We start from the raw sequence: 23,265 nt of genomic DNA, 5'->3' as shown, positions 1-23,265 counted from the left end.
TTTTTTGAATACATCACCACGTGATAATTTGGGAAAATAGAAGTGTGGGATAGTAGTAACACGTTTGATGCAAGTAGCAAAGACCTAAATCGTAGAATCATGGGGAGGGGGAAAAAAGCAGTTGTTTGTTGGGATATCTTGCTCACTGTTGAACAATTTTATTCGTGGAGCACTTCCGAAATCAATTGAATAAAAAAACTTTATACAAAAGGAATGAATAATCATGAAAAAGCCATTTTCTATCTATATATGTTTGCTGGTGTTGCTTGGTTCAATTATTTGTGAACCAACGATCATATTAGCAGAAGCACTTAACGCAACCGATAGCACGCAACGGACGACAGAAACGCTAGCAAGTAGCGAAGCAGAGAGCGAAACGATCGATTCGGAAAAAGCACCGACGGACTCATCTGGGACAGAGGAAACACAACCTACGACTACTCAATCTACAGAAGCACCAACTACCGTCCCTAGCGAGAGTCAAGAAACCCAAGCATCTTCGACATTGAATCAAAACAGTATTCAACCGCGAGCACCAGATGCTGAGGCGGAAACGGAAGCTTCGGCTACCGCGGAGAATCTTAGTGCCAACCTAAATGAACGGGGCGTGCAGCTATTTGATAATGTTCGGATCACTGACTTAAACGATCAACCCTTCACTGCCGAAAATCCACCGATGTATAACGGCAACATCAAAATCCATTTTGACTGGTCGTTAGCAGACACGGTAGAAATTCGCGCAGGCGATTATTATACGTATCAATTGCCAGACTATTTTGCCATTCATAATACCGTTAGCGGCGAATTGACTCGTTCTGGCGGACAATCGATCGGAACCTTTACCTTGGATCATGATGGTACATTGACTGTCACGTTTAATGAGGCCGCACAGACATTATCCAATCGTTCGGGAACCATTGATCTGATCACGGAATTAAGTGTGAGTACTGTTACTGAAGAAGTGACGATTCATACTGGGATCTACGATGAAGATGGTCATGAGATCATCATTACATTGCCGATTTATGAAGTCGATATCATTAAGACTGGTAATGTGACTTCCAGCGGTTCAGTGGTCTGGGAAATTATTTTTAACCAAACCAGTCGTGAATTGCACGATGTGGTGATCACCGATAAGATGCCCCAAGGCTTATCTTATAGTACCTCGACGGGCTACTTGTACGATGAAGCTACCAAGGAGTGGGTTCGTACCGATGGCTTATATACCTTTAACAGCGTCAACAACACGTTTACCTTCAATCAAACCGTCAATCAACCGGTCCGCATCGTCATCAATAGTGCAGTCACCGATCCAACGGCTTCTTCTTTCAAAAACACGGCAACAATCAACGGTAGCGATTTTACAGAAAAAACCGCAGAAGCAACGGTGACCTATGATGAACAATCAGAATACAAACGGTTTAAAGGGTATGATCAAGAAACGAAACGTGCGTCATGGGAAATTTCCGTCACATTGGACAAAGACCAAGCCAAAGTTTTGGATCAGACCTATTCAGGAACGGATCCTGAAAAAGCCCTGCACTTTTTTGTGCCAGAAACTTTGGTGATCACAGACAAAGATGGCAACTCGATTCCAGCAGAAGATTGGTCCTTTGATGGGACGTACCAGCTGGACAAAGAGGGGGAAATCGTACGCTTTGGTATTACGTTTGCCAAAGCTGGTTACTACAAGATTCAATACGATACCCAGCTGTATGAATCGGTTTTAGCCGATACCCGTATTTACAACTACGCTTCGGTCCGCGACAATCAAAATACCTCGTTGACGGGCAGTGGGATCGTGACGCCAACCAAAACGATCGGTGTCGTGAAAACAGCTGGCACCAAAGATTATGAGACAAAGACTGTCGTATGGAAGATTGATGCCAATACGAATCAGCAAACAGTTAGCGACCTGATCATCGAAGACCGCTATCAATTGATTTCTGGCGCAAACAGCAGCGCACTGGCCTTGTTGGCGGATACGCTGGTAGTGACGGCGAGCGGCGTGACCGAGCCTTTGGTTCTTGATACCGACTATACGCTGGAGCTGATCAAAGAAACGAAAACACTGACGGACGGCACAACGAAGGAACTTGAGACGGGTTTTCGCATCAAGTTGCAAGGGGCGTACCAAACGACCTCGGCAACGATCACTATTAATTTTAAAACCAGCTTCGATGTTTCACAGCAGATCGCATTAGGAAGTTCTAGCAGCCGGTTTAGTAATGCAGCGTTTGTCCATTATAAAGACGAAGCTGGCAATACGTTCACGGAAGCTTCTGAAACCAATACATGGATGGACACCAGTTGGTTAAAAAATGCCTTGAAATACGGCCTATTTATTGGTGAAGGGGAAGATGTCGCTAAAGCGATTACCGCCGTATTAGGTCGGAATCTAGGAACTATTTTTGATGAGCAGACCGCTTCGAGCGATCAAGTCTATTGGATGGGGCTATTCAATACGTACAAAGAAAAAATCAACAAAGATGCAGTCATCACTGACCAGCTGCAAGAAGGCCAAACCTTGAAAGACTTGGCGCTTTACACGGTCACAGTAACTGGGTATACGACGCAAGTCAGAGCGCTGAAAGAACAATTGGTGGAGAACGAGGATTACATCTACACCTATGATCCTGATACGAAGAAAGTTACGATCACCTTGCTGAAAGAAACGTCTGAAACACTGGCGGTCTTCTTGGCAACCGAAGCAGCTGAAGAGGTATTTACCTACAAAAATACCATCACATTGACGGACAATGACACAACCTTGACTGCCGATGGCCAAGTCGACAAGTCCGCAAAAACGGACTGGTTGATGAAAAACGGCAGCCAGAATGCCGACAACAATCGATTGATTGATTGGGAAATCATGATCAACGCTGACAGTCGCAAAATCCACAATGCGGTAGTCACCGATACCATCAACTACAATCAGCACACCTTTTTACGCGATGCCAACGATGCCGTGATCGTAGAGGTGTATGAAGCGGTCTTAAACAATGGCACTTGGGAAAAAGGAGAAAAAGTCACCTTCACCAACGAGGACAATCCGAAAATCACCTCGGATGTGGTAGCAGGGACGCAATCGTTAGTGATCGCTTTTGAAGAAATGATTGATAAACCGTACTTTATCGTTTATCAAACACAGCTTGATCCTGGGATTTTGAACAATGAACGGGTGGCCAATAGTGTCAATTTAACGGGTAGTGAGATCGAGATTCACACAGTGACCAAAGAAATCACCATCAAATCGACAGACGGCAGCGGAACCTCTTCTGGTACGAACGGCTCCTTGACGATCGTGAAATACGATGCAGATGGCACCAAAGAACGAGGGATCGATGAAGAAGCAGTTTTCCAATTAAGCCGCAAAAATGCGCAAAATACCTATGAAGTCATCTTGTCGAATCTGGTGGTCAAAAACAATCAGATCATGGAAAACGGCAACGCCATTGATCGGATCGACAATCTGCGTTACGGCGATTATATGATCCAAGAAATCACCGCACCAGAAGGATACGAACGAGATGCGACTCAGTACACCTTCACTATCTCTGATAAAGAAGTCAATTATGTCTTTGAGCTAGCCAACAAGCGAGAAATCAAAGAAACGACCCATGCTTTGAATGTCCAGAAGCTGCTTCATGGACGCGAGCTGAAAGACGGCGAATTTACTTTCTACCTGGTGGATGAAACTGGCTCTGTGATTCTAACCCAAACCAATGACGGTAACGGTCAAGTCACTTTTGACGACATCACTTACAACGAGCCTGGCGATTACCATTACACGATTCGGGAAAAAGCCGGCGATGATCCAACCATCACCTATACTGACAAAGAACTAAAGGTAACTGTGACGGTGACAGAAGAAGACAGTCAGTTGATTGCGACAGCAGTCTATGAAGGCAATCAAGTCTTTGAAAATGACTATACACCAAAAGCTGGCAGTGTCGTTTTGAATGCTGAGAAAATTTTGACGGGTCGAAGCTTGCAGGCAGAAGAATTTGACTTTGAACTAGTTGATGAAGCAGGAACTGTGCTTCAGACAAAAGCCAATGATGCCATGGGCAAGATCTACTTTGACGCTATTCCTTACGATAAAGCAGGTGAATACCGCTACACCATCCGTGAGAAAGCCGGAACTGACGACACCATCACCTACGATGCAAAAGAACTTGCGGTAGTTGTGACCGTCACGGATGAAGACGGGCAGTTGACTGCAGTAGCGGAATATGAAGGCAATCAAGTCTTCGAAAACAGCTATCAACCAAAAGCTGGTAGTGTCGTACTAAGTGCCGAGAAAGTCTTAACTGGTCGTACCTTACAAGCAAATGAATTCGATTTTGAACTAGTCGATGAAGCAGGCAACGTACTTCAGACAAAAGCCAATGATGCCACTGGCAAGATCTACTTTGACGCGCTCCCTTACGAGGAAACAGGTGAGTATCACTACACCATTCGTGAGAAAGCAGGAACTGACGGCACCATCACTTACGATGCAAAAGAACTTGCGGTATTTGTGACCGTCACTGATGAAGACGGACAGCTCACGGCAGTTACCGAATACGAAGGCAATCAAGTCTTTGAAAATGACTATACGCCAAAAGCTGGCGGTGTGGTCTTGAATGTAGAGAAAGTGTTGACGGGACGCGCGTTAGAAGCCAACGAGTTTGCCTTTGAACTAGTCGATGAAGCAGGTGATGTAGTACAGACGAAAAGCAATGACGCAATTGGTCAAATCTATTTCGATGAATTGACATATGACGAAATCGGCGAATACCGCTATACGATTCGGGAAAAAGCTGGTGCAGATAGTACCGTTACCTATGATACGAAAGAAATTGGTGTTGTTGTGAGAGTCACCGATGAAGACGGGCAACTGGTGGCAACAGCAACGTATGAGGGCAATCAAGTCTTTGAAAACGACTATACGCCACAAGCAGGCAGTGTCGTACTAAGTGCCGAGAAAGTCTTGATAGGTCGTACCTTACAAGCAGATGAGTTCGCATTTGAACTAGTGGATGAAGAAGGGAACGTTCTTCAAACAAAAGCCAACGACGCCACTGGCAAGATCTACTTCGATGCTCTTGCATATGTCGAAGCGGGCGAATACCGCTATACTATCCGTGAACAAGCTGGCAACAATAGTACGATCACGTATGATGCAAAAGAACTTGCGGTAGTTGTGACCGTAACGGATGAAGATGGACAGCTCACGGCAGTTGCCGAATACGAAGGCAACCAAGTCTTTGAAAACAGCTATCAACCACAAGCAGGCAGCGTCGTACTAAGTGCTGAGAAAGTATTGATGGGCCGTACCTTGCAAGCAAATGAATTCGATTTTGAACTGGTGGATGAAGACGGAACTGTTCTTCAAACAAAAGCCAACGATGCCACGGGCAAGATCTACTTTGACGCGCTCCCTTACGAGGAAACAGGTGAGTACCACTATACCATCCGTGAGAAAGCAGGAATCGATGGCACGATTACGTACGATAGGAAAGAACTGGCGGTAGTTGTCACTGTAACGGATGAAGACGGACAGCTCACGGCAGTTGCGGAATACGAAGGCAATCAAGTCTTTGAAAACAGCTATCAACCACAAGCTGGCAGTGTCGTACTAAGTGCCGAGAAAGTCTTAACTGGTCGTACACTACAAGCAAATGAATTCGCCTTTGAACTAGTCAATGAAGAAGGCAACGTACTTCAAACAAAAGCCAATGACGCAACCGGCAAGATCTACTTCGATGCTCTCGCATATGATGAAGCAGGCGAATACCACTACACCATCCGTGAGAAAATAGACAGCGATGGCACCATCACCTACGATACAAAAGAGCTGGCGGTAGTTGTGACCGTGACGGATGAAGCTGGACAGCTCACGGCAGTTGCCGAATACGAAGGCGATCAAGTCTTCGAAAACAGCTACCAACCACAAGCAGGCAGTGTCGTACTAAGTGCGAAGAAAGTCTTGACGGGTAGAGACTTGCAAGCCAACGAATTCGCATTTGAATTAGTGGATGAAGCTGGAAAGGTTCTGCAAACCAAACACAATGACGCAAATGGAACGATTACCTTTGATGCATTGACGTATGACGATGCTGGGGAACATCGTTACACGATTCGTGAAAAAGCTGGCAACGACGCCACGATCATCTATGATGAAACCACCTATCAAGTAACGGTCACCGTCAAAGATCAAGCAGGAAAATTGGTGGCTGAAGCGGAGCAAACGGCAGAGATGGTATTCAACAATCGTGTCAAAGAAGGCAAAACACCGAAGCCGGGAACTGACAACTTACCGAAAACCAATGACACCACGACCGCTGGTTGGGTCGTCTTGGGACTGTTGTTAGTAGTAATCGCAGTAGGCATCTACCTTGATCGCAAAAAACGGACGCCGTTATCATAGGCAGGGGAAGCAACAGAGCAGAAAGAGAAAGCGGGATGAGGCCAACTTGTCCCGCTTTTTCCTGTCCCGTTTTTCTTCACTTCAAAGAAAAAAACCGTCAAAAGTATGAAACGCTAGGAAGCGAACAGTCAGCAAACCCAGACTCAAGAAGGGGACGAAGGGCAACTGCGCCAATCGTTTCTTCCAGATGCCTTGATAGCTAAAAAAAGCGAGGAGACCGAGACTGCTGGCTACTAGTAAGAGGGCCAAAAGTGTCTTTGGCGCTAGCCAAGTGCCCCAGCCTGCCAGCACTAAGAGATCGCCGCCGCCCATTTTTTCCTGCCAGACAAAAAAGACCAGTGGAACCAGCAAGCCTAAAGACAGCCATTGAAAAGAAGCGCCGCTTCTAAGCTGTGCCAGCGCTAGCAGTAGGTGGGCGGGGTACAGCAGTTGCGGGTAGACGCTATAGTCTATCAAGTCGGTCAAGCTGAGTAAAAAGGCACTGGTCAGCCAGACAAAAGCCAGGAAGCTTTCTGAAGCATGAAAGGCAACCCCGCAAAGTCCGCCATAGCATATGCAAGCGAAGACCCAATAAAGCGGGGATGAAAGCCATCTTGTAGGAAGGAGAAGAAACCAATGGTTATCCGAAACTTTGTTCACTTTCTGGTAGTGAGAACGAGAATCACTTTTTGGTAGATTCCAAAACAGGGTTTGTAAGAGCAAAAGCCAAAAGAAGCCGAGTAAAGCGCCTAAAAAAAACACGAAAATCGTCATTTTTCGTACCCCCTCATAAAGAAATACGTAAGAGAGTGAGAAATTTTCTCAAATAGATGATTTTGTTGTACTTTTTATTTGTTTCGTATTATCCTTAAAATAGATAATTTAGAGGAGGAATCGTTATGAAATTTGAACAAACAAAAGAAGTATTAAACCAACTTGTTGCTGATTTAAGCCAAATGGCTATGGTCGTTCACCAAACACACTGGTACATGCGTGGACCTGGCTTTTTGACATTGCATCCAATGATGGACGAATTCATGGATGATCTAAATGAGCAATTGGATGAAGTTTCTGAACGCTTGATTACATTAGACGGTTCACCATATTCAACTTTGCGTGAAATGGCAGAACACACTCAAATCCCTGATGAAGTCGGCAACTGGGACCGCACGATTCCAGAACGCTTAGCTACATTGGTGGAAGGCTACCGTTACTTAGCGGACTTATACCAAAAAGGGATCGAAGTATCTGGTGAAGAAGGCGACGATCCAACCCAAGATATCTTCATCGGCTTCAAAACAGCCATCGAAAAACGTATTTGGATGATCCAAGCGCACTTAGGCGAAGCGCCATTGATCGATCCAGCGAAATCTCGCGTACGTCATTAATCAACAAAAAAACCAGCGAAGAATTTTCTTCGCTGGTTTTTTTACTTGCTTGTTAATAACGTTTTGGCGGCTTCAATTTGCTGTGCCACTTGATTAAAACCGGTGCCGCCATAGGAATGACGATTTTTGACGGCGGTGTAGGAGTCAAGTTTTTCAAAAATATCGCTGTCGATGGCAGGATGGATCGCTTGGTAGTCTTCCAAGGAAACATCTTGCAGATAGATGCCTTTGGTCAAGCACTCGCTGACGAGTTTGCCGACAATCTCATGTGCTTGTCTGAAAGGCACGCCTTTGCCAGCTAAGTAATCCGCTAATTCTGTTGCGTTGGAAAAATCCTTTTCAGTGGATTCTTGCATCCGTGCTTGATTGACCTTCATCGTTGCGATCATGCCCGTCATGATCTGCAAGCTTTTCGTGATGGTTTCGGCACTGTCAAACATACCTTCTTTGTCTTCTTGGAAATCTTTGTTGTACGCCAGCGGCAAGCCCTTCATGACCGTCAAAAGACCAAAGAGGTTCCCATAGACACGTCCTGTTTTTCCACGGATCAGCTCCGCCATGTCAGGGTTTTTCTTTTGAGGCATGATGGAACTGCCAGTGGAGAAGGTATCGGTCAGTTCCACGAATTGGTACTCGTGGCTGCACCAAAGAATCAGCTCTTCACAAAAACGAGACAGATGCATCATCAATAAAGAGGCGTTGCTTAAAAATTCCAAGATAAAATCACGATCGCTGACCGCATCTAGGCTGTTGCTGTAAATATTGCTGAACCCTAACTCTTGAGCAGTGAAGGCGCGATCGATAGGGAAGGTAGTTCCTGCCAAAGCAGCACTGCCTAAAGGCATCACATCGATGCGGCTCAAACTCTCACTGAAACGCTCTTGGTCACGCGTCAGCATACTGTAATAGGCTAAGAGGTGATGGGCAAAAGAAATCGGCTGTGCATGCTGCAGATGGGTATAACCGGGCATGATGGTGTAGATGTTGGCTTCGGCTTGTAAAACCAGCGCTTCTCGCAACTCAGCGATCAAAGTGATCACCTCTTGCACGACTTCTTTCAAATACAAATGCATATCGGTCGCCACTTGGTCATTACGACTACGGGCAGTATGCAATTTGCCTGCCACTGGTCCAATCAATTCATGCAAGAATGTCTCGATGTTTAAATGGATGTCTTCATTTTCAATCGTGAAGGTCAATTCGCCAGCGGCTAATTGCTGTTGAATCGTGGTCAAGCCGCCAATGATCGCTTCGCCATCGGTTTGACTGATGATGCCCGTATGGACCAGCATTTTGACATGGGCCAAACTGCCAAGAATGTCTTGCTTTGCTAACTTTTGATCAAACGTGATGGAAGCCCCAAAAGCATCGATCCATGCTTCATTTTTCCCATCGAAACGTCCGCCCCATAATTTTGCCATATTCTCACCTCAAAAAAAGATTACGGCTGAAGCGGCAGCTTCAGCCGTGCATACTTAAATCAATGTTTCTGTTAGTTGCTGTTGTGCTTGGATCTCAGCGTGCACTTTGCTTGGCAGTCCCCATAATTTGATGAAGCCGATGGCCGCATGCTGATCAAAGGTATCTGCAGAAGTATACGTTGCTAAGTTTTCATCGTACAAGCTGTTTTCAGATTTCCGTCCTTCACAAATGACATTGCCTTTGAACAATTTCAAACGCACGATCCCGTTGACGTAGACTTGCGTGCTTTTCAGGAAGGTAATCAAGGCTTCCGTCAATGGATTGAACCAAAGACCATCATAGATGACTTGGGCTAATTGCTGCTCGATGATTGGTTTGAAATGCGCCAATTCCCGTACAAAGACCAAATCTTCCAATTCTTTATGAGCCGTCATCAAAGCGATCGCTCCTGGACATTCATAAACTTCCCGTGATTTGATTCCCACCAGACGATTTTCGATATGGTCGATCCGACCAACGCCATGCTCGCCAGCCATTCGGTTTAGTTTCATGATCAATTCTGCTAGATTCATCGTTTCGCCATCAATGGCGGTCGGTACCCCTTGATCAAAAGTGATCTCAACGATCGTTGGTACGTCAGGAGTATCTTCTAATTCTTGCGTGATGGCGTAGGCTCCTTTTGGCGGTGTTGCCCAAGGATCTTCTAAGACGCCGCACTCACAGGCACGTCCCCACAAGTTTTGGTCGATGGAATATGGATTGTCCAAGTCAGCGGGAATCGGCACTCCTTTTTCCGCTGCATAGGCAATTTCTTCTTCTCGGGACCATTTCCATTCCCGAACCGGTGCGATGACTTTCAAGTGAGGCGCTAAAGCAGCGATCGCCACTTCAAACCGAACTTGGTCGTTGCCTTTACCAGTACAGCCGTGGGCGACGGTCGTTGCGCCAGTCGCTAATGCCAACTCCACCAATTTCTTGGCAATCAATGGACGAGACAAAGCGGAAACAAGAGGATAAGAATTTTCATAAAAAGTATTGCCTTGTAAAGCGATCAAAGCAAAATCTTGGGCGAATTCTTCGCGGGCATCGATGGCATAAGATTCAATCGCGCCAACTGCCAAAGCTTTGTCTTTAATGGATTGGGTGTCGCGACCTTCACCGATGTCTAGGCAGCAAGCCACCACATCATATCCTTGGTCCGTTAACCATTTAATTGAAACGGAGGTATCTAATCCTCCAGAATAGGCCAATATTACTTTTTCTTTCATACTTATTAACTCCTTTTCCGCGTGTTTTCAAGTGATTGAAGCTATCTTATCAGAATAAAAATAATAAATCAAGGGTAAAATTAAATATTTATACATAAAAGTGGTGATTATCAGGTTTTTATACTATTATCGATGGTTAAGGAAAAGAAGTGGATGCTCACTTTGTTAATGAAAGTTTATACATAATATTCATTATGGTATTCAGTTTTAGAAACCTGCAACAACAAGTTTCGTTTTTCAGAGAAAATGGCAGAAAACGAATGGAGAAAATTTTCAAAAAGAGGCGGAATTACGTTGACATTAGGCTTTATAGAAGGTATTATGTTATATGGTATTGTTTGCCCCACAAGAGCCCCGGAAACTCAAGTGTATGTCAAACATTCGTGAAATTGAATTGGAGGAAAAAATTGTGCGTACAACATATATGGCCAAACCAGGCGAAGTAGAACGTAAATGGTACGTAGTAGATGCAACAGATGTTCCTATGGGTCGTCTTTCAGCAGTAGTAGCATCTGTCTTACGTGGTAAAAATAAACCAACATTCACACCTCATGTGGATACAGGCGATTTCGTAATCGTCATTAATGCAGAAAAAATCAAATTAACAGGTAACAAAGCAAGCGATAAAATTTATTACCGTCACTCAAACTTCCCAGGAGGATTGAAATCAGTCTCTGCTGGAGAATTACGTGCTAAAAATTCTCGTCGTTTGATCGAAACTTCTGTAAAAGGCATGCTTCCTAAAAACACTTTAGGCCGTAAACAAGGAATGAAACTTCATGTTTATGCTGGCGCTGAACACCCACATGCTGCACAACAACCAGAAGTATTGGACATCACAAACTTAATCTAATAGGAGGGAATTTCATTGGCACAAGCTCAATATATCGGCACTGGCCGTCGTAAAAATGCAGTAGCCCGCGTACGTTTAGTACCAGGTACTGGTAAAATTACTGTTAACAAAAAAGATGTTGAAGAATACATCCCACACGCAGACTTGCGTGAAGTAATCAACCAACCATTCGGCGTTACAGAAACTAAAGGTTCATACGATGTTTTTGTAAACGTAAATGGTGGTGGATACGCTGGACAATCAGGTGCAATCCGTCACGGTATCGCACGCGCATTGTTACAAGTTGATCCTGATTTCCGTTTAGCTCTTAAACGTGCTGGCTTACTTACTCGTGACGCACGTATGGTTGAACGTAAAAAACCAGGTCTTAAGAAAGCTCGTAAAGCTTCTCAATTTTCAAAACGTTAATCTTTTTATCGAAGATTCGAGACACTCTCTTTTTGGAGAGTGTCTTTTTTCGTATCAAATGGTAAGTTTGAGTAATTTTTCATTATTAATCGGTCCTTTTTACAACCAAATAATTTGATTAATACCTCTAGCATCGATGACCATGATCGAAATTGCTCAGGTGTTATTTATAGCGCATTAATATCTTGTTGAGTAATGGTTTTAATCGGTTGATTCTTCTTTGTCAGGAATTCTTTATTTTCATTTTTCGATGTTATAAGGGTACCTTCTTCTATATTTATAAACTTCATGTCTATACGAACAACAATCTAAAATTATTGTACTATACCATGTTTATATAGACAACACGAGGAGGAAATATAAATGAACGAAAATGAAGGTGATAGAAAAGTGAAAGTGCTAATCAACGATTTATTAGCAGAACGTCAGATGTCTTTAAGAGAACTCGCAAGGTTGTCGGGAATTGAGCCATCAAATTTAAGCAATTTGGCAAATGGAAAAAGACAAAAAATTTATTTAGAACACATTGAAAGGATTGCAGATGCGTTGGACATTGATGATATCTCGAGGATATTAAAGTTGAGTAGGAATGTCTAATTTCCCTGACTCATAGCGGGAGTAAGTGGTTTGGCTGATATTCAGTAGTTTAGCAAGTTGTTCTTGATTCAAGTCTTTGTCTTCGCGTAAGTCGCGAATTCTATGATACACAAAATCACCTCATATGATAATATTAATACGGTCAAAGAGATTACAGCATAATAACAAATTGTACACATCGATTACTTTATCCATCAAAAAAACATAAATCATTTCTGTTATTAAATCATTTCCCTCAGATTTGGTCTTGCTTTCCAAAACGGGTTTCTATACAATAGAGGGGAATAGAAACCGAATAAAAAAAGGCACCCCGTATCAGAGTTGGCGCTCCAATACGAGGCCTTGAAAAGTCACGCGAACTGACTAATCAAGTTGCCATAGTCAATACCCTAAGGTATCGACCTGTTTATTGTACCTAATATTCTGTTCTTTTTCTAGTAGGAAAAGCAGATTTTCTGGGATTTTATGCAGGATGCCTTATGCTTATTTCGCTATGTCAAAAGGATTGGACAGTCGTCCAATCCTTTTTTTGTGTTTCAAATGGGGAAGTTAAAATAACAGGAGATTGACGCATTCCAATTCTAAAACAGAGTGTCGGCAAGCCTCGGTTTCTATTCGTCTATCAAATAATCAAAAAGTTCTGAGGAGGGATTCACATAGAAAGTGAAGTTGCTTGGAAACTGCCGGAAGGGATTTTTTAGATAAAAGAGGGGATGAAGCAATGAGAAAGAAAGACGAGTGTTGGCTAAAAAAGCGTGTAGCAACTGATGTAGTTTCGACATATAGTTTCGAGCAGTCGGACCAATTGACGGATACGATCAAACGAGAGATGCAGTTATTATTTCCAATGTGCCGCTGTGTGGAAGAGACAAATGCAGAGTTATATTTCAAAAAGGCAACGGATGCGCTGCTTGAGGATGAAGGATTTGAGATCAGTCATGAGCACAATCAGACAGTCGTTTATGCGAACACTAGTAAAGGCTGGTTATATGGCTTCTTTGAACTTTATAAGCATGTGATTCGAACCACTGAGTTGCCAGAAAATCTAAGGTCGATTCCCAATCAAGCCATTCGTATGGTCAATCATTGGGATAATTTTGATGGGACGATCGAACGTGGCTACGCTGGAGAATCGATTTTCTATTCAAACAATCAGTTTCGGCAAGACCATGAAACGGTACGCGACTATGCGCGTTTCTTAGCTTCCATCGGAATGAATGCGGTTTCTATCAATAACGTGAATGTTCGCGGAGATGCCAAATGGTTTATTACGGAACCGTATTTGATTGAGATTAAAAAGATCGCAGATACATTCGCTGCCTATGGGATTCGGACGTTTTTAAGTATCAACTTTGCGGCACCTATATCCGTTGGAGGACTAACGACCGCCGACCCGTTAGCTGAGGAAGTTATTGCATTTTGGCAAAAAACAGCAGATACAATCTATCAGGTGATGCCGGATTTTGGTGGGTTTGTAGTCAAAGCTGATTCTGAAGGGGAACCGGGACCGTTTGTTTACGGGCGTGACCATAATGATGGTGCCAATATGCTGGCACGAGCGTTGCAACCCTACGGAGGGCTACTGATATGGCGCTGCTTTGTTTATGACTGTTTACAGGATTGGCGAGATCGTTCAATTGATCGTGCCAAAGCTGCCTACGACCACTTTATGAAATTAGACGGTACGTTTGAGGAAAATGTTATTTTACAGATCAAAAATGGACCGATTGATTTTCAAGTACGAGAACCCGTGATGCCGCTTTTTGGCGCGTTAAAATACACCAATCAAATGTTGGAATTCCAAGTAACGCAAGAGTATACCGGACAACAAAAGCACATTTGCTGCTTACTACCGATGTGGAAAGATGTGCTAGATTTTGATACGAAGCATCCACTTGAACACGCCACAGTAAAGAAGATTCTACCAGAGCAAAGTCCAAATCCTAAATACTCTGGCGTGGCAGCAGTCATCAATGTCGGCATGGATGATAATTGGACCGGACACAAGCTAGCGCAAGCGAACCTTTTTAGCTATGGCAGATTGATTTGGAACAATGAATTAAGCACAGAAGCTATCCTTTGCGAATGGATCGATTTGTCCTTTGAGTTAGATGATTCTGCAAAAAAAAGACTACTTGCAATCCTCGCTACGTCCTATCAGACCTATGAAAATTATACTGCCCCGCTAGGTATCGGTTTTATGGTTCGTCCCAATCATCACTATGGGCCTGATGTCGATGGCTACGAATATGATAGATGGGGGACGTATCACTTTGCGGATAGAAAGGGCATTGGCGTCAATCGAACGTTAAAAGACGGCACCGGCTATGTAAGGCAGTATGCGGATGCTTGGTGTGAAACATACGAAAATGTAGAAACTTGCCCAGATGAACTTGTCTTATTTTTCCACCATCTGCCATACGACCATGTCTTACAAAGCGGCAAAACGATCATTCAACACATTTATGACACGCATTTCGAAGGCTATGAAAAAGTAGAGGAATATGTTACCGAGTGGGCTTCCTTACAGGGACAAATCGATGAAGAAAGTTATCAAAACGTCGCCGAACGATTGCAAGAACAAGTTCGTTCTGCTAGAGATTGGCGGGATCAAATCAACACGTATTTTTATCGTAAAAGCGGCATTCCAGATGCACATGGACGTCAAATTTATGCGTAGAAAGAGAATCAAGTGCTAGATTTAAAAGAAGTAATAGCACGTTTAGATCACTAAGAAAAAAGATTTCAATCAGAGGTAAAATTTTTTGTAATATAAGTTAGTTTATCCAACTTACTAAAAAGAATCAGGAGGAAGAGTGATGAAAAAATGGAAAAAACAATTGATAGTGGTAGGTTCTTTGCTTTCGATATCTTTGGTGTTGGCTGGATGCAATGCTGGGAGAAAAAAGACTGAGACAACGGGGAGTGGTGATCGAGTAGAAATCAGCTTTAGTTGGTGGGGAAATGACGATCGCCACCAGGCAACCCAAGAGATGATCGCTCATTTTGAAAAGGAGCATCCTGAAATTGCAGTCAAAGGAGAGCCGAGCGGCTTTGGCGATTTGGATCAAGCCTTCACGACGAGGTATGCTGGCAATACTTTGGCGGATATCACGACTTTACTCTACAATTGGGTGCCGCAATTCGGACAAAATGACGGGTTTTATGATCTTAATACAATCGATAGTTTGGATCTGTCCACCTATGAACCTGATTTTTTGGCATTCGGACAAGTTGATGGAAAGCAGGTTGCCGTTCCTTATGGGGAAAATACTTTAGTTATGTATTTAAACAAATCCGAATATGAAAGACATGGTATTGATGTCACTACGTTGAAGACGTGGGACGATTATGTGGAAGCCGCTAAGAAGTTACCAGAAGGGACCTTTTGTGTCGTATCCCCAACTTGGCGTTTTCCAGTAACCATTTGGTTGCAACAAAAGACTGGAACGTCTGAGTTTGATGAACAAGGAAATATGAATTGGACAGAACAAGACTATTTAGAAGCGATGACTTGGTATAAGGAAATGGCAGATGCTGGGGTCTTCGTTTCAAGACAAGATTATTTAGAAAATGTCGGCTCAGAACCGGTATCCTTAGCCACCAACAAAAAGTGGATTGAAGGACAATATGCGGGCGGTATCGATTGGAATGCCAGTATGTCTTCTAATTATGAAGCATTGAAAGAAGTAGGGGATGAAATGGTCGTCGTTGACTACCCAATCGCAGAAGGCGGCACCGAGGTGAATTTAATGTCAAAACCTTCACTCCTTTTTGCCGTTCGGAAAAATGTTGAACATCCAGAGGAAGTAGGCACATTTCTAAATGAATTTTTAAATGGCGAGGAAGCAAATAAAATTTTGGGTCTTTCCAGAGGGATTCCTGCTTCAAGCAAAGCGATCGAAACGTTGATGGAAGATGGACAATTATCAGGTGTGATGAAAGAAGGATTTGAGTACGCCCAAAGTGTCGCAAAAATCAACCAAACACCGTTCTATGAAGATGGTACCTTAACGACTATTTACACTGCAGAAATGGAAGCTGTCGAATTAGGACGAACGGATTTAGAAACAGCTGCTCGCAACGTCTACACGAAAACAAAAGAACAAGCCGAAAAGCTTGCGAAAGACTATAAATTGCAATAGGCAACTATCCGCATGCTTTATGGGAGTGAATGGCTTTTGTTTGCTTCCATGAAGTATCGTGAATCGTTGTCAAAAAGATTGGAGGGATTTTATGAAAAAGGAAAAAGTGGGCTTGATCTATGTAACCCCTTGGCTGATTGGCTTTTTACTGTTGACCGCTTGGCCGATCTTGTCCTCATTTTATTACTCACTGACCGATTATTCTTTGGCTCGTGTCGGACAGACACCTACATTTTTAGGCATTCAAAATTATGTGAATCTCTTTAAGGATCAAACGTTTCTTGATTCGATGCGGGCGACACTGATTTATACGGTGTTTACTGTGCCTTTTCAACTAGGGTTTGCATTGTTCGTTGCGTTTATTCTGAATTTCAAATTAAAAGCCATCAATTTCTATCGGACGGCGTATTATATTCCCTCGATTCTAGGGGGAAATGTGGCCGTTGGTGTGCTTTGGCGATCAATGTTTCAACCAGAAGGTTTGGTGAATATTTTTCTAGGAACCGTTGGCATCGAGCCAATCAACTGGTTATCGACACCTACAGGCGCAATGGTCGTCTTGATTCTCTTGAAAGTGTGGCAATTTGGTTCCTCAATGTTGATTTTCTTAGCTGCATTGAAGGAAATCCCCCAGGATTTGTATGAGTCCTCGAGTTTGGACGGTGCATCAAGGGTGACCCAGTTTTTCAAAATTACGATTCCTTTGATCACACCAACCATTTTTTTCAACTTAGTGATGCAACTGAACAATGCCTTTCAAGAATTTAACGGTCCTTTTATTGTCACCGGTCGTGGTCCCCTCAATGCCACGTATCTGTCCTCAATGTTTATTTATGATAAAGCATTTAAAGAATTTGATATGGGCTACGCAAGTGCGGCAAGTTGGGTGTTGTTTGCGTTGATTGTTTGTTCAACGGTTCTTCTTTTCACGAGCCAAAAACGATGGGTCTATTATTCTGATGGAGGTGGGAAATAAATGGAGGCAACCCCTGTAGCATCTGCAAAAAAGAAGCACTCGAATAAGCATGGTCAAGCACTGATTCGCTATGTTTTGTTGACGGTCGTTGCACTGATTATGCTGTATCCAATTATTTGGATGGTTGGAGCGTCCTTCAAAACGAACACAGAGATTTTCACATCAATCGGCTTCATTCCTTCAACGATTGATTTCCAAGCATATATTGATGGTTGGAACACCAAGGGCGATTATACGTTCACCTTGTATTTTATCAATACCTTTAAATACGTCATTCCAAAGATTCTTTTTACCGTTGTCTCGGCGACTCTTACAGCCTATGGATTTGCTCGGTTTGACTTTCCATTCAAGAAAATCATGTTCTCGTTGTTAATGGCAACGATGTTTTTACCTCAAGTCGTAACCAGAATCCCCTTGTATCTCTTCTGGAATCGCTTGGATCTATTAGATACGTATGTTCCGTTACTGGCCAATTCATTTTTAGGACAAGAACCCTTCTTCGTGTTCATGATGATCCAGTTTATGCGTTCAATTCCACGGGATCTCGATGAAGCAGCGATCGTTGACGGTTGTTCTTCTTTCGGTGTTCTCTGGCGTGTCCTGATTCCGTCATTAAAACCTGCACTGATTTCTTGTGTGATTTTTCAATTCGTTTGGAGTTTCAGTGATTTCTTAGGTCCATTGATTTATATCACTTCACAAGACAAATTCCCAGTATCTCTTGCGTTGCGGCTCAACGTTGATCCATCTACTAATACCCCATGGAATCAAGTGTTTGCAATGTCGGTGATCTCATTGTTGCCAGCCATCATCTTATTCTTCAGCGCGCAAAAGTATTTTGTCGAAGGTGTCACAAGTTCGGGTATCAAAGGATAGGAGGTAAGTATGAATCCTTTCTTTCACGCTATTTCTGAGTGGACCGTTGCCATTGTCCACTCAGCCTATCGGCTTTTGGTTTATCAACTGTATTTCATCCTGTCGAATAGTTTACTCCTGATGCACTTGTTTTTTCTTCGATTGACTCTGAATAATATTGTCTTCTTTTGGGTACCCCTAGTATTTTTTATTGCAAGTCTGTCCGCTCAATTCGGCTTATTTAACAACCCAGAGCATTTATCGAATAGAAAGAACTATTCTCAGTACTATCGAGAATGCTTGAAGAAAAACTGGGGATTATATTTCTTGTATTCTCTGATTATTCTCTTGATTCTCTTTGGACTGAAAATACTGATATTATATCAACGATCTGTTATGTTTTTGCCATTTGTCCTTACGAGCTGTTTTTTATTAAGCAGTATGCTCTTTGTCTTACTGATCTCAAGCGATTCCCGCGTCACTCAAATCCCATTTAAGAAGAAAATAGAATGGTCATTGCTGATAAGCTACCGTTTGCCTTCAGTCACTGTTTATAATAGTGCATTTATTGGACTGTCGATCTTTTTGATGCAGTATTTTTCTTTGGCGTATCTTTGTTTTCTTAGTGGTGCAATCAATTACGGCGTGTATCGTAATTTGATTCGACGATTTTCACTTGATTTGTTTTTTGAGGAGTGGGGCAACAAGAGCGAACGGCTTGAAATGAATACTAATCAAAAACTGTAGCTTAATTTTAAAAAAAGAGGTGTTTCTATGAAAATAAAAAATCCTGTCTTATCCGGCTTTCACCCTGATCCGTCCATCATCCGAGTAGGAGATACGTACTATCTAGCTAATTCAACGTTCGAATGGTTCCCTGGGATTCGTTTGCACGAATCAAAAGACTTGGTCCATTGGAAACTGCTGGATGCTCCTCTCGATTCAGTAGAGATGCTAGACATGAAGGGAAATCCGTCGTCTGGTGGAATATGGGCACCAGACTTATCATATGCAGACAACAAATTTTGGTTGGTGTTTACCGACGTCAAAGTTGTGGATGGGGCATTTAAGGACATGACCAACTATTTGACTACCGCAACGAACATCCATGGACCGTGGACTACACCGATTCGATTGAATGGCGTTGGCTTTGATCCCTCTCTGTTTCATGATGAGGATGGCAGAAAATACCTCGTGCAACAGACGTGGGATCATCGAGAGTATAAAAATCCTTTCAATGGCATTACACTGACCGAATTTGATGTAGAAACCATGCAGTTGAAACCAGAAACTGCTCGAATGATTTATGAAGGAACGAATGTAGGATTAGTTGAAGGGCCGCATCTATACAAAATAAATGGGCGTTACTATTTATTTGTGGCAGAAGGTGGAACTGTCTTTACCCATCAAGAAGTCGTAGCTAGATCCTCTTCACTGGAAGCTGATTCGTTCGAAACCGATCCTCATGGTCCGTTTCTAACCAATTACGATACGCCTCATTCATACTTGCAAAAGCAAGGACATGGGGCACTTGTGTCTACTCCGTCAGGCGAATGGTACTATGCATCGCTATGTGCAAGACCCTTACATCGAGAAAACGAGTCGGTGACAAATCCTCGCGGATGGTCAACTTTAGGACGTGAGACCGCCATTCAAAAAGTTGAATGGGATTCTGAAGACTGGCCAAGAATCGTTGGTGGACATGGGGGACAAACAAGCGTGGAGGCACCTAAAGATGCAGTACCTACCGAAGTTTTGAGTAGCCGCTCTCATTATGATGACTTTAGTGAGAAGCAGCTAAATAAAAACTGGCAGACCCTTCGTGTACCAATTTCAGCAGAAATGGGCAATGTAGGCGATGGGAAACTAGAACTAATTGGAAAAGGAAGCTTAACAAATCGCCATGATCTTTCAATGATCGCACGCCGTTGGCAAACCTTTTATTTTGATACAATAACAAAAGTAAAATTTGATCCATTTTCTTACCAACAAATGGCAGGACTAACCAATTATTATAATGACCAACACTGGTCCTTCATTTTTATCACTTGGAATGAAGAAAATGGAAAAGTAATTGAAGTAGCTGAAAACAATCAAGGAACCTATACGTCCTACTTAAGAGAAAATGCGATTGCCATTCCAGATGATGTGGATTTTGTCTGGTTCAAAACAAAAGTCCGCAAGCAGACCTATAGATATGCCTACTCCTTTGATGGAGAAACATGGCAAGATTTACCAATCGAATTTGATTCTGCTATTCTCTCGGATGATTATGTATTACAAACTTGCGGCGGCTTCTTCACCGGAGCATTTGTCGGACTAGCAGCGGTTGATTATGCAGGCTATGACACAAAAGCTGTGTTTTGTGAATTTGATTATCGAGAGATGGATGAGGAAGGGCGCAGTTAATTATTATATTGATCTAGAGTAAACTCATTTTTTGTGAGTTTACTCTTTTTCGCTAATTTCTTTCAGTTGGCAGATGAAAAAGTGAATACCCTTAGGTGCTACACTTTTTTTTAATTTTGATTGGCGACCTTAGTTTTCCGATATTCCCCTAAAAAGCTCATCTAACAGCTCCTAACCTTATATACATTTACATATCTAACTCTTATCTTTTCGCTTTTAGTTAGTTAAAAAGCAAAAAATAAATGTGAATCCGAGCTATTTTTAAATAATTAACCAGATAATCTTCCGATTGGAACGATTAAATAGTGAATGATTGGTAGAAAAGAGATTAGAGGATGCGAGTTGTGATAAGTAAACTCATAAAAGAAGAATGCTAGAAAAGTAGAGAAAAAATAGGATTAATGAAATAATCGAGATCCTTATTTTATAACAATTTTCGAAAACCATAAATGAATTGAAGGAAGCTTAGTGTGGGTGAAAGAATAATTACAAAAAAATATTGACTTAAAAAAATGGCTATGGTAATCTATAAACGAAAATAGTGGGAACGTTTCCAAAAAAGTGACTTCGTTAAATTTTTGTTTTTTTAAACAAAAATGGAAACGTTTCTAAAATGTATTGGGAGGAGATTGAATTGGAAAAGACATTGGGACCAGGTGGTGAGATAAGGGCGGTACAACGGGATAACAAAAATATCTCGAAGTGGAAAAAATTAAAGAAACAGTTGCGGCGTGATAAGTGGATGTACTTTTTGCTCTTACCCGGTATCATCATGACGTTTATCTTTAAGTATGTGCCAATGTACGGTGCTGTGATTGCATTTAAAGACTATAATCCTATGCTAGGAATTTTGGAAAGTCCTTGGGTAGGACTAGATCACTTTAGGGAATTTATCAGTTCACCAAATTTTACACTTTTGCTGAGCAACACATTAAAAATTAGCATTTATGGTTTATTGTTAGGTTTTTTTCCACCAATTATTTTAGCACTGAGCTTGAATCAAATTATCAATAAAAAAATAAAACAGAAAATCCAGTTGATTCTATATGCGCCGAATTTTATCTCAGTAGTTATTATCGTGGGGATGCTGTTTTTGTTCCTATCCGCAAATGGACCTATTAATGGGTTAGTAGAAAAGGTTACGGGGCAACCAATTATGTTCATGTCTAATCCAGCTTATTTCAGAACGATTTATATTTTATCTGGAATTTGGCAAGGAATCGGCTGGTCATCCATTCTTTACACCGCAACACTGGCGGGAGTCAGTACCGATTTATATGAGGCAGCAAATATCGATGGGGCAAATATTTTACAAAAGATTTGGCATATCGATTTGCCTGCATTGAGGCCTGTGATGGTGATCAGCTTCATCTTGGCCGCCGGCGGTATTATGAATGTAGGATATGAAAAAGCCTACTTGATGCAAACTTCAATGAACATCCCTGCCTCAGAAATCATTTCCACTTATGTATACAAAGTCGGCTTGCAATCAGGTGATTATGCCTACTCTGCTGCTGTTGGTCTGTTCAATATGATTATTAATGTCGTTTTATTACTGATTGTCAACAATATAACCAAGCGGCTAAACGATGGTCAAGGCTTGTAATGAAAGGAGAAAATTATGAATAGTGCTTTATCAAAAATCGACCGTCAAATCTTATGGTTGAATCGAGTGATTGTAACTTTTTTAGTCGTCATTACCATTGTTCCGCTGATTTATGTACTGGTAGCTTCTTTTATGGACCCAGCTACTTTGATCAATAAAGGTATAAGCTTCAATCCGAAAGATTGGACAATACAAGGATATCAACGGGTATTTGCAGATGATTCCATTTTACGCGGTTTCGTAAATTCGTTGTTTTACTCTTTTAGCTTCAGCTTATTGACTGTATTTATTACGATGATCACTGCGTATCCTTTATCTCGACCTAACTTGGCTGGGAAAAAGATTATTATGACTTTTTTTGTCATTACAATGTTCGTTGGTGGCGGCTTGATACCTACCTATTTATTGGTAAAGAACTTGGGCATGTTAGATAGTGTATGGGCGATTATCATACCAGGTGCTATAAATGTGTGGAATATTATCTTAGCGCGTACCTATTTTAGTGCTTTACCAAAAGAACTTTCTGAAGCTGCTACTATCGATGGCGCCAATGACTTGCAAATACTGTTCAAAGTCATGCTTCCATTAGCTAAACCAATTATGTTCGTATTGTTTTTATATGCCTTTGTTGGGCAATGGAACTCATATTTTGATGCCATGATCTATATCAAAGATCCCGACTTACAGCCGTTGCAACTCGTATTAAGAAATATTTTGATCCAAAACCAACCCTCACAAGACATGGTGGGAGCCAATACAGCCATGGCAGAAATGAAACAAATTGCTGAGTTGATCAAATACGCAACGATCGTCATTTCTAGTCTGCCATTAATCATAATGTATCCTTTCTTCCAAAAATATTTTGATAAAGGTGTTTTAGTTGGTTCTGTTAAAGGATAAGTATTGTTCACTATTTGTATGAATAAAAATTATAAAGGAGATTT

The 23,265-nt window shown here is 42.1% G+C and carries 16 protein-coding genes and 1 pseudogene; 13 read left to right on the top strand and 4 right to left on the bottom strand.

What is annotated here, in order from left to right:
* Positions 1-223 precede the first annotated feature (223 nt).
* Positions 224-6,415, top strand: a complete 6,192-nt coding sequence (locus IGI76_RS16130) for a Spy0128 family protein (RefSeq protein WP_438781718.1) — start codon at positions 224-226, stop codon at positions 6,413-6,415.
* Positions 6,416-6,496: 81 nt separating this feature from the next.
* Here the strand turns inward: IGI76_RS16130 and IGI76_RS16125 are convergent, their stop codons facing one another.
* Positions 6,497-7,168: a prepilin peptidase gene (locus IGI76_RS16125; RefSeq protein WP_081117230.1), complete on the bottom strand. Its 672-nt coding sequence runs from the start codon at positions 7,166-7,168 to the stop codon at positions 6,497-6,499.
* A gap of 125 nt (positions 7,169-7,293) precedes the next feature.
* On the opposite strand from IGI76_RS16125, the gene IGI76_RS16120 reads away from it, so the two are divergent.
* The gene (locus IGI76_RS16120; protein WP_005230382.1) at positions 7,294-7,782 is read left to right on the top strand and encodes a Dps family protein; all 489 of its coding nucleotides are present in this window, start codon (positions 7,294-7,296) and stop codon (positions 7,780-7,782) included.
* A 41-nt stretch (positions 7,783-7,823) separates the two neighbouring features.
* Here the strand turns inward: IGI76_RS16120 and argH are convergent, their stop codons facing one another.
* A complete protein-coding gene (argH, locus tag IGI76_RS16115; RefSeq protein WP_081117231.1) occupies positions 7,824-9,203 on the bottom strand; it encodes an argininosuccinate lyase in 1,380 nt (459 codons plus the stop codon).
* Between the two features lie 54 nt (positions 9,204-9,257).
* The gene (locus tag IGI76_RS16110) at positions 9,258-10,472 is read right to left on the bottom strand and encodes an argininosuccinate synthase (protein WP_005233014.1); all 1,215 of its coding nucleotides are present in this window, start codon (positions 10,470-10,472) and stop codon (positions 9,258-9,260) included.
* Positions 10,473-10,878: 406 nt separating this feature from the next.
* Between IGI76_RS16110 and rplM the strand changes: the two genes are divergently transcribed.
* The 3 genes from rplM to IGI76_RS16095 all read left to right on the top strand — a co-directional run bounded on the left by rplM (position 10,879) and on the right by IGI76_RS16095 (position 12,330).
* Positions 10,879-11,325 carry a 50S ribosomal protein L13 gene (gene rplM / locus IGI76_RS16105; protein WP_301280258.1) on the top strand — a complete coding sequence of 149 codons (447 nt, stop codon included), beginning with the start codon at positions 10,879-10,881 and terminating at the stop codon, positions 11,323-11,325.
* A gap of 15 nt (positions 11,326-11,340) precedes the next feature.
* Positions 11,341-11,733, top strand: coding sequence for a 30S ribosomal protein S9 (gene rpsI / locus IGI76_RS16100; RefSeq protein ID WP_003128901.1), 393 nt, complete (start codon positions 11,341-11,343; stop codon positions 11,731-11,733).
* Between the two features lie 363 nt (positions 11,734-12,096).
* Positions 12,097-12,330: a helix-turn-helix domain-containing protein gene (locus IGI76_RS16095; protein ID WP_010748885.1), complete on the top strand. Its 234-nt coding sequence runs from the start codon at positions 12,097-12,099 to the stop codon at positions 12,328-12,330.
* Here the strand turns inward: IGI76_RS16095 and IGI76_RS16090 are convergent.
* Positions 12,313-12,441 (bottom strand): annotated as a pseudogene (locus tag IGI76_RS16090) (helix-turn-helix transcriptional regulator); the annotation flags it as partial. The gene IGI76_RS16095 and the pseudogene IGI76_RS16090 sit on opposite strands and share 18 nt — an antisense overlap.
* A 610-nt stretch (positions 12,442-13,051) precedes the next feature.
* On the opposite strand from IGI76_RS16090, the gene IGI76_RS16085 reads away from it, so the two are divergent.
* The 8 genes from IGI76_RS16085 to IGI76_RS16050 all read left to right on the top strand — a co-directional run bounded on the left by IGI76_RS16085 (position 13,052) and on the right by IGI76_RS16050 (position 23,221).
* Complete coding sequence (locus IGI76_RS16085) at positions 13,052-15,010, top strand: alpha-glucuronidase (RefSeq protein ID WP_333718831.1); 1,959 nt, start codon at positions 13,052-13,054, stop codon at positions 15,008-15,010.
* A 139-nt stretch (positions 15,011-15,149) separates the two neighbouring features.
* A complete protein-coding gene (locus tag IGI76_RS16080; RefSeq protein WP_010748888.1) occupies positions 15,150-16,475 on the top strand; it encodes an ABC transporter substrate-binding protein in 1,326 nt (441 codons plus the stop codon).
* Between the two features lie 91 nt (positions 16,476-16,566).
* The gene (locus tag IGI76_RS16075; protein ID WP_010748889.1) at positions 16,567-17,451 is read left to right on the top strand and encodes a carbohydrate ABC transporter permease; all 885 of its coding nucleotides are present in this window, start codon (positions 16,567-16,569) and stop codon (positions 17,449-17,451) included.
* A complete protein-coding gene (locus IGI76_RS16070) occupies positions 17,452-18,327 on the top strand; it encodes a carbohydrate ABC transporter permease (RefSeq protein WP_010748890.1) in 876 nt (291 codons plus the stop codon). It begins immediately after the preceding gene.
* A 9-nt stretch (positions 18,328-18,336) separates the two neighbouring features.
* Positions 18,337-19,053, top strand: coding sequence for a hypothetical protein (locus IGI76_RS16065; protein WP_010748891.1), 717 nt, complete (start codon positions 18,337-18,339; stop codon positions 19,051-19,053).
* A 27-nt stretch (positions 19,054-19,080) separates the two neighbouring features.
* Positions 19,081-20,715: a glycoside hydrolase family 43 protein gene (locus IGI76_RS16060; protein ID WP_081117106.1), complete on the top strand. Its 1,635-nt coding sequence runs from the start codon at positions 19,081-19,083 to the stop codon at positions 20,713-20,715.
* A gap of 613 nt (positions 20,716-21,328) precedes the next feature.
* On the top strand, positions 21,329-22,321 hold the full coding sequence (locus tag IGI76_RS16055; protein ID WP_081117105.1) for an ABC transporter permease: 993 nt from the start codon (positions 21,329-21,331) through the stop codon (positions 22,319-22,321).
* A gap of 15 nt (positions 22,322-22,336) precedes the next feature.
* Positions 22,337-23,221 carry a carbohydrate ABC transporter permease gene (locus IGI76_RS16050; RefSeq protein ID WP_010748894.1) on the top strand — a complete coding sequence of 295 codons (885 nt, stop codon included), beginning with the start codon at positions 22,337-22,339 and terminating at the stop codon, positions 23,219-23,221.
* The last annotated feature ends 44 nt before the right edge of the window (positions 23,222-23,265 follow it).

Origin of the sequence: Enterococcus sp. DIV2449a (genome assembly GCF_051711225.1) — a bacterium.
Lineage (GTDB): Bacteria > Bacillota > Bacilli > Lactobacillales > Enterococcaceae > Enterococcus_D > Enterococcus_D casseliflavus.
The sequence above is the reverse complement of the archived record's forward strand: the minus strand, read 5'-3'. Positions and strand labels throughout refer to the sequence as shown.